The organism is Dyella humi (assembly GCF_044904605.1).
Taxonomy (GTDB): domain Bacteria; phylum Pseudomonadota; class Gammaproteobacteria; order Xanthomonadales; family Rhodanobacteraceae; genus Dyella_B; species Dyella_B humi.
Window position 1 is genome coordinate 2,138,460 of the sequence record NZ_JADIKI010000023.1, and the last position, 11,966, is coordinate 2,150,425.

The 11,966-nt window shown below is 62.6% G+C and carries 9 protein-coding genes and 1 riboswitch; of the genes, 6 read left to right on the forward strand and 3 right to left on the reverse strand.

What is annotated here, in order from left to right; genetic code table 11:
* Window positions 1-182: 182 nt before the first annotated feature.
* On the reverse strand, window positions 183-1,199 hold the full coding sequence (locus tag ISP18_RS20605; RefSeq protein WP_380006812.1) for a cysteine synthase A: 1,017 nt from the start codon (window positions 1,197-1,199) through the stop codon (window positions 183-185).
* A 202-nt stretch (window positions 1,200-1,401) separates the two neighbouring features.
* Window positions 1,402-1,517, forward strand: a riboswitch (SAM riboswitch).
* An 85-nt stretch (window positions 1,518-1,602) separates the two neighbouring features.
* On the opposite strand from ISP18_RS20605, the gene metX reads away from it, so the two are divergent.
* Genes metX through ISP18_RS20620 form a run of 3 tightly spaced genes read left to right on the forward strand, consistent with a single transcriptional unit; the run spans window position 1,603 to window position 4,934 of the window.
* A complete protein-coding gene (gene metX, locus ISP18_RS20610) occupies window positions 1,603-2,640 on the forward strand; it encodes a homoserine O-succinyltransferase MetX (protein WP_380006815.1) in 1,038 nt (345 codons plus the stop codon).
* Window positions 2,641-2,643: 3 nt separating this feature from the next.
* Window positions 2,644-3,852 (forward strand): cystathionine gamma-synthase, encoded by a 1,209-nt coding sequence (gene metB / locus ISP18_RS20615; protein ID WP_380006818.1) that lies wholly within the window; start codon window positions 2,644-2,646, stop codon window positions 3,850-3,852.
* A complete protein-coding gene (locus ISP18_RS20620; protein ID WP_380006821.1) occupies window positions 3,849-4,934 on the forward strand; it encodes a homoserine dehydrogenase family protein in 1,086 nt (361 codons plus the stop codon). Before metB ends, ISP18_RS20620 begins: the two co-directional genes overlap by 4 nt.
* 13 nt (window positions 4,935-4,947) lie before the next feature.
* On the opposite strand, the gene ISP18_RS20625 is transcribed toward ISP18_RS20620, so the two are convergent.
* Window positions 4,948-6,609, reverse strand: a complete 1,662-nt coding sequence (locus ISP18_RS20625) for an APC family permease (protein ID WP_380006824.1) — start codon at window positions 6,607-6,609, stop codon at window positions 4,948-4,950.
* 214 nt (window positions 6,610-6,823) lie between these two features.
* On the opposite strand from ISP18_RS20625, the gene metF reads away from it, so the two are divergent.
* The 3 genes from metF (at window position 6,824) to ISP18_RS20640 (ending at window position 9,239) form a co-directional block, all read left to right on the forward strand.
* On the forward strand, window positions 6,824-7,648 hold the full coding sequence (metF, locus tag ISP18_RS20630; RefSeq protein WP_380006827.1) for a methylenetetrahydrofolate reductase [NAD(P)H]: 825 nt from the start codon (window positions 6,824-6,826) through the stop codon (window positions 7,646-7,648).
* A gap of 67 nt (window positions 7,649-7,715) precedes the next feature.
* A complete protein-coding gene (locus ISP18_RS20635; protein WP_380006830.1) occupies window positions 7,716-8,261 on the forward strand; it encodes a DUF4124 domain-containing protein in 546 nt (181 codons plus the stop codon).
* A gap of 60 nt (window positions 8,262-8,321) precedes the next feature.
* Complete coding sequence (locus tag ISP18_RS20640) at window positions 8,322-9,239, forward strand: branched-chain amino acid transaminase (protein ID WP_380006833.1); 918 nt, start codon at window positions 8,322-8,324, stop codon at window positions 9,237-9,239.
* Between the two features lie 185 nt (window positions 9,240-9,424).
* Here the strand turns inward: ISP18_RS20640 and ISP18_RS20645 are convergent, their stop codons facing one another.
* A complete protein-coding gene (locus tag ISP18_RS20645) occupies window positions 9,425-11,599 on the reverse strand; it encodes a primosomal protein N' (protein ID WP_380006836.1) in 2,175 nt (724 codons plus the stop codon).
* Window positions 11,600-11,966: the final 367 nt, after the last annotated feature.

An 11,966-nucleotide genomic window follows, 5' to 3' on the forward strand; every position in this document is an offset into this window, starting at 1 on the left:
TGACGCTGCTCGCAGCCGGGAGGTCGATGACGGAAAAGCGTATCCACTATTCCTCTGCTGTTCCGTTTTCTGGCGTCAATGCTTGAGGTCCACGTTGCCCATGCTTACTGCGAAAGCTTGAACGAGCAGACGCCGGACAGCGCCTGGTTCGGCAATGCGGATGATTTGCCACGCGTACCTCGTTAGCCGCCGAAGGACTGCTGCAGCCACTCCGGTACAGGAATACCTTTCTCGCGCAGGAAGGGCGGATTAAACAGCTTGGCCTGATAACGGGTGCCAGCGTCGGCCAGTACTGTCACGATGGTATGCCCTGGTCCAAGCGCCTTCGCCAGTCGAATGGCTCCGGCCAGGTTGACGCCGCTGGAGCCACCGATGCACCAGCCTTCCTCATGCAGCAGTTGATGCAGCAGCGGCACGGACTCCTGATCCGGAATCGACCAAGCCATGTTGATGGGCGCATCCTGGAAATTCGCCGTGATACGACTGGAACCAATCCCCTCGCTGATCGAACCGCCTTCCGCGACGAGTTCGCCGCAATTGATGTAGTTGGCCAGCGCCGAGCCGGTGGGATCGGACAGTGCGATCGTCACTACGGGCTTGCGTGCCTTCAGCGCCCGCCCGACGCCCGCCAGGGTGCCGCCCGTGCCGGCCGAGCAGACGAAGCCGTCGATCCTACCTTCAGTCTGCTCCCAGATCTCGACCGCAGTGGTCGTCTCGTGCCAGTCTCGGTTGGCGGTATTGTCAAACTGGTTGCCAAACCAGGCGCTGCCCGGCGCCTGCTCGTTCAGGCTTTCGCAGTAAGCACGGGCGATGTGGACGTAGTGTTTCGGATCCTTGAATGGCACTGCCGGTACCAGCCGGACTTCGGCGCCAGCCACGCGCAGGGCGTCAATCTTTTCTCGGCTTTGCGTATCCGGCATGAAGATCACTGTGCGATAGCCGCGGCTCGCGCCGATCAGTGCCATGCCGATGCCGGTGTTCCCCGCGGTGCCTTCCACGATCGTGCCGGCGGGGCGCAGCAACCCTTTCTGTTCGGCATCCAGGATCAGCCCCAGCGCCGTACGGTCCTTGATCGATCCGCCCGGATTGAGGAATTCGGCCTTGCCGAGCACCTCGCAGCCGGTCAGCTCCGAGGCATGGCGAAGGCGCAGCAAAGGGGTATGGCCAACGGCCGAGGAAAGATCGGGCTTTATGCTCATGCGGGCAGTGTTACCGGCTGGAGTGGCGTGGGTGTGAGGATACAGCGAGTCCGCCAGCCTGCCACCGGCCTACCCAGGACGATGCCCGGTGCATATGGTCATTTCCCATATGGGCTCCATATCCGATTCTTTTGAGCTGTTTTTACGTTTAGACGTCTAAACGTCCATTGACGGTCAAAAATACCGTCTGTATAGTCGATTCCACTCATCGAGACCGGCTGAGGGACAGGCCCTTTGAAGCCGGGGCAACCTACAGGATCAACCCTGTAACGGTGCCAACTCCTGCGGGGCGCTTAGGCGTCAACCGGTAGATGGGATGTCGTCAAAACCATGCGATGCATGGCTAATCCGACGGCAACTCTTCAATGGTTCTCCGCAGGGCGATGCATACGGAGAACCGAAGATGCCTCACCTCGCCAATTCCTCACTCGACGATCGTCCCACTGCCGTGGTCGTGCCCTTGCATTCGCGCAGCACGCTTACCGGACAGCGCAGCTCACGTCGTCTCGCACTGCAGCCCAAGTACGGTCACGGCATCGGCCATGTGGACGTGCGCTATCAGTGGACGGGCGCGGCGGATGCACCCACGATCATCGTGCAGGGCGGCATCTCTGCGGATCGCCACGTGGCCGGCACCGAGCAAGGGCAGCCAGGTTGGTGGTCCGAACTGGTGGGACAGGGGCAGGCTATCGATCTGGCGTATTACCGCGTACTCAGCATCGACTGGCTGACGCCGACCGATTTCGAGAACAGCCCACGCGCTATTTCTAGCGCAGATCAAGCCGATGCGTTGGCCGCGCTGGTCGATGCGCTTGGCATTGGTCGTGTTGCAGCGTTCGTTGGTTCTTCTTATGGCGCAATGACTGCGCTCGCCTTTGCTGCGCGCCATCCGGACAAACTAGAGAAACTGGTGTTGCTCGCCGGTGCGCATCGCGCGCACCCAATGGCCACTGCGCAGCGCGCGATCCAGCGCCAGATCCTGCGCCTGGGCCAGGCTTCTGGTCAGATCGAAGAGGCACTGTCCCTCGCGCGCCAGTTGGCGATGACCACTTATCGCGGTAGCGAAGAATTCGCGCGCCGCTTTGCAAGCACACCCGACTACCGCGAAGGCCGTTTCCATTTCCCGGTCGAAGATTATCTGGAACATGCCGGCCGCCGTTTCGTCGAGCGCTTCGACCTGGAACGTTTTCTTGCGTTGTCCGAATCCATCGATTTGCACGACGTCGCGCCGGAAGCGATCAGCACGCCCGCTACCCTGATCGGTTTTCCCTCCGATCGCCTAGTGCCTCTGGCCGATCTGTGCGAACTGCAGCGCCGCCTGCGCGGCTCCGCCACGCTGGAAGTCGTCGATTCGCCCTATGGCCACGATGCCTTCCTGAAAGAAACCAACAAACTGGCGCCGCTGCTGCGCCAGGCCGTCCCCTGTCGTTGTGGAGCCTGAGCCATGTGCGCCGATATCGTGAAGGAAATCACCTCCAGCACCCGCGCCGTACGCGCCGGCATCGAATCGGATACGCAGCACGGCGCGGTCGTGCCGCCGCTGCATCTTTCCACCAACTACAGCTTCACCGGTTTGGGCGGCAAGCGCGCCTATGACTATTCGCGCAGCGGTAATCCCACGCGCGATTTGCTCGGCAATGCGCTGGCAGAACTTGAGCAAGGTGCCGGTGCCGTCGTAACGGCCAGTGGCATGGCTGCCGTAGCGTTGGCGTTGGAACTGGTTCCTGCCGGCGCGACGGTGCTTGCTGCGCACGATTGCTACGGTGGCACCTGGCGCTTGCTCGATGCGTGGGCGAAGAAGGGGCGTTTCAGCGTTCGCTTCGTCGATCTCACCGATAACCACGCACTCGCCGAGGGCCTGGCCTTGAAGCCCGCGCTGGTATGGGTGGAAACGCCATCGAACCCGTTGTTGCGCATCACCGACATTCGCCACGTGGCGCATGCAGCGCATGCCGTTGGCGCCCTGGTCGTGGTGGACAACACCTTCCTCTCGCCCGCGCTGCAACAGCCGCTTGTGCTGGGCGCAGACGTGGTTGTGCATTCCACCACCAAGTACATCAATGGTCATAGCGACGTGGTCGGCGGTGCGGTCGTGGCGCGCGACGCGGCGGTGGCCGAACAATTGAAGTGGTGGGGTAATTGCAACGGCCTTACCGGCGCGCCGTTCGATAGTTTTCTCACCTTGCGCGGCTTGCGCACGCTCGGCGTACGCCTGCGTCAGCATCAGGAAAACGCGGAGCGCATTGCAACCCATCTGGATCAGCATGCGGCCGTGCGCAAGGTGTATTACCCGGGCCTGGAGCATCACGTCGGGCATGCCCTGGCCGCGCGTCAGCAGCAAGGCTTCGGCGGCATGCTGAGTTTCGAACTGCACGGTGATGTTCCGCAGATCGAAGCCTTTGTGGATGAACTGCATTTCTTTTCGCTGGCCGAATCGCTCGGTGGCGTGGAAAGCCTGGTCGCGCATCCCGCATCGATGACGCATGCGGCGATGGCGCCGGAAGCGCGCCGCACTGCCGGCATTGCCGATACGCTGCTGCGCCTGTCGATCGGCATCGAGGATGGCGATGATCTGCTGCGCGATCTCGATGCGGGCCTGCAGCGCGCCTTGGCCGTGACCGAAAACGCTTCGAAACGCCGGGTGATTGCATGAGTGCGGTGTTGGCCGAAGCTTCCGTTTCCAAAAACACTGCATTAGCACCGCAGGAAGTCGCATTGGTATTGCTCGGCACCGGCGTGGTGGGCGGCGCGTTTCTCAAATTGTTGTGCACACCGGTGGCGAAACGCCTGCATCTGGTGGGCGCAGCCAACTCGCGCAAGCAGCAGATCGAGCCCGTGCAGCTGGCCGCGCGCGATCTACGCGAACGCTTGAAGCGCGAAGGTTCGGCACGCGACGATGCCGCGCTGTTGTCGGCACTCGATGCGCATCACGCCACGCTGAAAGTCATCGTCGACGCCACCGCATCTGGCGAGTTGGCTTCGCGTCATGCGGATTGGCTGGCTCGCGGCTATCACGTCGTCACCGCCAACAAGTCGCTGGCCGGCGGGCATCTTTCAGGTTGGCGCACGTTGCAGGTCGCACGTGCGGCGGGTGGTCGCTATGGCGATTCCGCCACCGTGGGCGCGGGCTTGCCGGTGCTTTCCACGCTGCGCCGCCTGTGCGATTGCGGCGACGCGTTGCTCACGTTGGAAGGCGTGTTTTCCGGTTCGCTTTCCTATCTCTTCAATCAGTATGACGGCAGCCGTCCGTTTTCAGAGCTGCTGCGCGACGCGCGCAAGCTGGGTTATACCGAGCCGGATCCGCGTGCCGATCTTTCCGGCGAAGACGTTGCGCGCAAGCTGTTGATCCTCGCCCGCAACGCCGGTTTCGCGCTGGGCAACGACGAGGTGGTCGTGGAAAGCCTGGTACCGGAAAGCCTGCGTGATATTTCCACCGAAGCGTTTCTGGAACGCCTCGAAGAACTGGATGAGCCATTGGCTGCTTTGCATGAAGCGGCGCGTGCGCGTGGCCAGGTGCTGCGCTTCCTCGCAAGGCTCAATCAGCGCGGCCGCGCGCGAGTAGGTATCACGGAAGTGCCGCTGACGCATCCTGCTGCGCGCTTGTACGGCACCGACAATCAATTCGCGCTGACTACCACGCGCTATCACACGCAACCGCTGGTGATCCAAGGTCCGGGCGCCGGCCCCGACGTGACGGCCCAGGCATTGCTGGGCGACATTCTGGCGTTGGGTTGACGCGCCTCGCGCGTTAGCTGCGAACGATACGTTCGGCCGTTTCCTCATCCGGCGGCACCAGTGGCAGATCCGGATGCGTGTGAGCGGTATCGCGCGCCGCTTCTACCGCCGGCGTGCGCCAGCCGGACTTCACGCCCCACAGATAAAACACCAGTCCGATCACCGCGACGACAACCAAGTCGGCACCGTACGACAGATAGCCGTGACCACCGAACGTGGTACTACCTGCCCACGACACGAACGCCACGACAGGCAGGTAGATGATCAGCCACCACGCGCCCTTCAAGTGCCGTCCGAAATCATGCCAGCCGGATTTCGCCTGGTAATACAGATATACAGGTAGCGCCACCACCATCAGCAGAATGATCTCGCCGGTCAGAGGCCATTTCGCCCAGTACAAAAGTTCCGTCGCCATGATGAAGGCGACGCCGGCCAGCACGGGCAGTCCCCTTACACGCAAGGGGCGATGCAGTTCCGTAGCAGTACGGCGCAGCGTCATCACGCTCACCGGGCCGGTGAGATAGGAAATGATCGTGGCCACCGAGATCACCGCCGCCAGCGTGCCCCAGCCGCGGAAGAAGAACAGAAACAGAAACGACACCACCAGGTTGAACCACATCGCCGGGCGCGGCACGCCCCACTTCGGATGCACGAGGCCGAGGATTTTCGGCAGCGTACCGTTGCGCTCCATGCCGTAGATCATGCGCGCGGTGGTGGCAGTGTAGGTCATGCCTGTGCCGCTTGGGCTGATGAAGGCATCCACATAGAGCAGCATCGCCAGCCAATGCAGGTTGACGATAATGGCCAGTTCCGCGAACGGCGAACGGAAGTTGATGCCGTGCCAGCCTGCCTTGGCCAGCAGATCCGGTGGCACGGCGCCGAGATAGGCCACCTGCAGAATCACGTAGATCACGGTCGCCAGCAGGATCGAGCCCACCACGGCGAACGGAATGCTGCGACCCGGATTGCGCGCTTCGCCGGCGAGATTCACCGGGCTCTGGAAACCGTTGAAGCTGAAGACGATACCCGCGGTGGCCACTGCGGTGAGCACAGCGGGAAAGTCGATGGCGTGACTGCCACCATGGATGCCCACCGAGAAATTCTCCGGATGGAAACCGCTGGCGATCAGCGCCAGGCCGGTTGCCGCCGGCACCACCAGCTTGAACGCAGTGATTGCCGTGTTGGAGTGTGCGAACAGCTTCACGCTCCAGAAGTTAAGCAGGAAATAGATGATCACAAGCACGGCGGCGATGCCGAGGCCGGCGTGGCTCAGCTCGCCCACGCCATCGGTCACGTGATACAGATCCTGCGCCCACGCCCATGGCCACGAGGCCATGTACTGCACCGAGGCTTCCGCTTCCACCGGAATCACCGACACGATCGCGATCCAATTCGCCCACGCGGCGATGAAACCGACCAGCGAGCCGTGCGAATAATGGCCGTAACGCACCATGCCGCCGGATTCAGGGAACATCGCGCCTAGTTCCGCATAAGTAAGCGCGATGGTCATGATAATCGCTGCGCCCAGCACCCATGCCCAAATCGCGCCCGGACCGGCCAAGCCGGCCGCCTTCCATGCGCCGAACAGCCAGCCCGAGCCGATGATCGAACCTAAGCCCGTAAGCATGAGAGCAAACGGGCCTACGTCGCGGCGGATCGCGTTGGAAGAAGACATCGAGCACTCCCTGAAGCCAGACGAATGGCGCCCTACGGGCGACACAATCCGGCGATGATGACAGACCGGCATATGCAGTGTCAGCCCGTGGCAGGGCGGGGTACCTGTACCGGAAGTTGCCCGTCGGCATGCAGGCGCACGGCTGATTACGTCATATATCTTTTCATCTCGACTAAGAGATATATACTGGACATCCTGACGCAAGGACCTAGCCATGCCGGCCATCAGCTTCGAATTCTTCCCGCCCAAAACCGACGAACAGCGTACCCAGCTCGATAAGACGGCAAAGGAACTGAAGGCGCTCAAGCCGGAGTACGTGTCCGTCACCTTCGGCGCAGGCGGCTCCACCCTGAGCTACACCAGCGAAACCGTGGCGCGGCTGCATCGGCAGCATGGGCTGGAGGTGGCGCCGCACCTGTCGTGCATGGGCGGCACCCGCCAGGAAATCGCCGAGCTGCTCGATGCGTATCGAGCCGCCGGTTATCGGCGCATCGTGGCGCTGCGCGGCGACCTGCCTTCAGGTATGGCTTCGCCGGGTGATTTCCGTTACGCCGCGGAACTGGTGCGCTTCATTCGCGAATACAGCGGCGGTCACTTCCACATCGAAGTGGCAGCCTATCCGGAAATGCATCCGCAGGCGGAAGACGTGCAAACCGATCTGCTTCACTTCAAAGCCAAGATCGACGCTGGCGCGAATGGTGCGATCACGCAGTACTTCTTCAATGCCGACGCGTACTTCCGCTTCGTCGACGACGTGCACCGTCTGGGTGTCACGGTGCCGATCGTGCCGGGCATCATGCCGATTTCCAATTACGCGCAACTCAAGCGTTTCTCCGATGCCTGCGGCGCGGAAATTCCCCGCTGGATCGCCAAGCGCATGCAGGCGTATTACGACGATGTGGAATCCATCCGTGCGATGGGCGCGGAAGTGGTGGCGCAACTGTGCCGTCGCTTGTTGGAAGGCGGTGCGCCAGCGTTGCACTTCTACACGCTGAACCGTGCGAAAGCGACACGCGCAGTGCTTGATCAACTGCACTGATGCATCGCGCGCATCGGGCTATGCTTGCTCGATGCGTCCCCTGATCTTTCTACTGCTGCTCCTACTGATGCCTATGTGCGCCCATGCACAGGGCGACATCCATCGTTGCATGGGTGCGGACGGCATTCCCGTGTTTACGGATCGCGTCTGTGCCGATGTGAATGCTGCACCAGTGCTGTCAGCGCCGGCTCCCGCAGCGAGTGTGCATGCGCCGGCCACACTTTCGCAGCCGCCTGCGGTGACCTGCGCGGCGGATCTGAAACAGCTCAAGCAGGCGGTGATCGATGCTTTCGCCGAACGCAATCCCAATCGTCTTGCCGGCGTGACGTTGTGGAATGGCGACGGAAAAGAAGAGGTCGTGGCCGGTATCCGTTACTTCAATCGCCTGATGGCGCGTCCATTGATCGAGGTCAAGAACGCATCGACTGCTGGCGATGACGACGATGCGGATCCTTCCGCACTCTCGCTGTCGGCTTCGTCCAAGCCGACGCCCGCCCAGGGCGAAGCGCTGATCGTGCGGACCGAGTCCGACGATGGCAGCGGTGCCAGCGAGGAAACCCGCTTCAACGTGGTGCATAGGTCCGGATGCGTGTGGTTGCAACCGCATAGTTGACGAAAGGCGCTGAAAGCTTCGGCCCGTTATCATGAGCGGTCCCCAACGGAGATTGCCCCCATGGCCCAGCAGTACCCCGAATGGATCTGGCAGAACGGCGAAATCAAGCCGTGGAAGGATGCCACCGCGCACGTGATGTCGCATGCCCTGCATTACGGCTCGTCGGTATTCGAGGGAATCCGCAGCTATGTTACGCCGGAAGGCGCGGCGATCTTCCGCCTCACCGATCACTTAAAGCGTCTGTACCTGTCGGCCAAGATCTACGACATGGTGCTGCCCTATTCGCAGGACGAACTGGCGGCGGCCTGCCGCGATGTGATTCGTAAGAACGGCTACTCCGCGGCTTATCTGCGCCCGGTCGCGTATCGCGGTCTGGGCGGCTTCGGGCTCTCCGCCGACACGCCGATCGACGTCGCCGTGGCGACCTGGCCGATGGGTCCGTATCTCGGGCCAGAAGCGCTGGAAGTGGGCATTACCGCCTGTGTGTCGAGCTGGCAGCGTTTCGCGCCGAACACCGTCCCCGCCGGCGCCAAGGCCGGCGGCAATTACCTTTCCGGCCAGCTCGTCGCGCGTGAGGCACGCCGCCTTGGCTTCGGCGAAGGCATCGCCCTGGCCGCCAGTGGCCTGCTCAGCGAAGGCGCCGGCGAAAACCTGTTCTTGATATTCGACGGCGTGCTTCACACCACGCCGGCCAGCGCCTCTATCCTCGCCGGCATCACCCGCGACACCATTAAAGTGCTGGCGCGCGAGGACGGTATCGAAGTCGTGGAACGCGACATCCCGCGCGAGTACCTATACCTGGCTGACGAAGTGCTGATGTGCGGTACCGCCGCCGAGATCACCCCGATCCGCGAGATCGACGGCAAGCAGGTCGGCAGCGGCAAGGCCGGACGTGTCACGCGCCGGCTGCAGGAACTCTACTTCGGCCTGTTCGACGGCAAGACCCAGGACAAGTGGGGCTGGCTGGAGCCGGTTTGAGTTGTCATTGAGGGCAAGGCATCTCCGCACCCAGATGTTGCTGGCTTACTTGCGAGGAGCTCTCTACAGAGCGTTCGTCATCCCGGCGAAAGCCGGGATCCCGCGGTGCGACATCGACTTCAACGATATTTAGCCTAGTCCGATCGATGCGGTGTAGACGGGTTGAGTGTCTTAGGGCCGGCTGCTCAATAAAGATCGATCGGATCCACATCCAGCGACCAGCGCACCTTGCGCGCGCTAGGCAACTGCGCAAGCTGCGCCGACCACGGCCGCACTGCAGCGTGTAGATCGCGGCGGCTGGGCGATTCGATCAGCAGTTGTCCGCGCTGACGTCCTGCGCGTAGCGGCATCGGTGCAGGCATGGGGCCGGCGATCTGCAACGTGTCTGCAGTGGGCAGGGCTGCACACGCTTCGGAAAGAAACGCATCGACGACTGCGCGCTGATGCGCTTCGCAACGCAGCAACACTTGATGTCCATAAGGCGGTAATCCTGTCTGCTTGCGTTCGGCCAGCAGCTCTTTCGCCGCTGCCGTGTAACCTTGCGCAAGCAGCGTGTGCAATAGCGGATGATCAGGATGATGCGTTTGCAACAGCACACGACCGGGCTTGCGCGCGCGACCTGCGCGGCCAGCCACTTGCACGACGAGTTGCCCCAGACGTTCTCCGGCGCGGAAGTCGACGCTGAGCAAGCCTTCGTCCACGCCAACGATGGCAACCAATGTGAGATTCGGTAGATCGTGGCCCTTCGCCAGCATCTGCGTGCCTACCAATATCGCCGGCGCGTCTTCCGCCAGATTGTCCAGCAATTGTTCGAACGCATCGCGCCGACGCGTGGTTTCGCGATCGATGCGCAGCACCGGTACCTGCGGGAAATGCGCGGTAAGCGCTTCTTCCAGTCGCTCGGTGCCTTGGCCTTGCGGTTTCAGCTCCTGGCCACCGCACGTGGGACAGGTGGAAGGCACGGGCGCTTGCAGGTCGCAGTGATGGCACACCAATTTGCGCCAGGCAGCGTGAAGGGTGAGCGGGTGTTCACAGCGCGGGCATTCCGCGTGCCAGCCGCAGCTGTGGCATAGCAAGACCGGCGCGTAGCCGCGGCGGTTGCGGAACACCAGCGCCTGCTCGCCGCGCGTCACGGCGTCGCCGACCGCATGCAGTAATGCGGGCGACAAGCCGTGTTCCAGGCGCTGCGCGCGCATGTCGATGATCTGCACTTGCGGTGGATGCGTGGCGGCCGGACGCGAACGCAAATGCAGCGCGCGGTAGCGACCGGCCTCGACGTTCGCCAGGCTTTCTAGTGACGGTGTGGCAGAGCCGAGCAGCACGGGTACCTGCAGCGCGCGTCCGCGCACCAGCGCCAGATCGCGTGCGTGATAGCGGAAGCCTTCCTGCTGCTTGTAGGCGCTGTCGTGTTCTTCGTCCACGATGATCAGCCCGGCATGCGGCAGCGGCGTGAATACGGCCGAGCGCGTGCCCAGGACGACCTTCGCTTCGCCCGCGCGCATGCGCAGCCATGCGCGGGCGCGCTCGCCTTCGGCGAGGTTGGAATGCAGCACTTCCACCGGCACGCCTAAGCGATCGCGCAAGCGGCGCACGGTCTGTGGCGCCAGGCCGATCTCCGGCACTAGCAGCAGCGCCTGTTTGCCTTGCGCCAACGTGCGTTCGATCAGAGCGAGGTAAACCTCCGTCTTGCCGCTGCCGGTAATGCCGTCGAGCAGAAAGGGCTGGAAGCGGCCGAAGGCTTCGGTTACCGCAGCGATGGCGACTTCTTGTTCGGCATGCAGCGCGAGCTTCGGCACAGCAGGAAAGAAGGCCGACGAAGGTGCGGGCTCCGCGCGTTCGATCAGGCCGGCTTCGACCAAGCGTCGCGCGGCGGGTCGCCAATCGGGCAGAGTGGTGTCCAGCTCGGTTGCCGACATCGGACCAGCGAGCAAGGCTTGTAGCAGAGCACGGCTGCCGCCGCGACGGCTGCCGGCATCGAGCGCGCTGCGTCCAGCGATGGTGAGCTGCCAGATCGGCTCCTGTGTTTCCGGCAGCGGCTTGTCTTCGCGCAGCAGCAAGGGCAGCGCGTTCGCATAGGCTTCGCCCGGCGCGCCGAGCCAGTAGTCGGCGGCCCAGGCCAGCGTTTGCATCAGTTCGGCATCGAGCAGTGGCGTCTCATCCAGTACGCGCAGCACGCGCTTCAGCCGCGTGCTGCCGACATGGGCTGGCATGTCGGTTTCCACCACGACGCCTACGGCCTTGTTGCGTCCAAAGGGAACGAGCACGCGACTGCCTACCGCCGCCGCGCCCGAGGCAGGTGGCAGGTAATCGAACAAGGTGGGAAGCGGAACCGGCAGGGCGATGCGAAGAACGAGAGGCATGGCGTCAGAAGAAGGCCGGCATGGCGGGGAGTGTATCGCGCGCGGCAGGGTACGCCCTCACGAAATACCGATGGAGAAAGTCATGCTGGAAGCTTGCCCGCGATTGCTGCTCTGTCATCTAGGAAAAACGGCTAAGTAGCTCATCGATACGTGGTTTTACCCTTATCCACAAGAACTGTGGATAAGTCTGTGGATGCGCCGTTGAGAGGGGGCCGTTTCGCGCATTAGAACGGCCCTTGTGACAGGCTGTGCAAGTTTTGACCAGCTAAAAATATCCATGTACATCAATGTGTTGAAAGGGCAGTTCGGGATCGTCCTAACCGCGCTCACGGGCTTGACACGCGCGTATGTCAATACCTTGACGCTG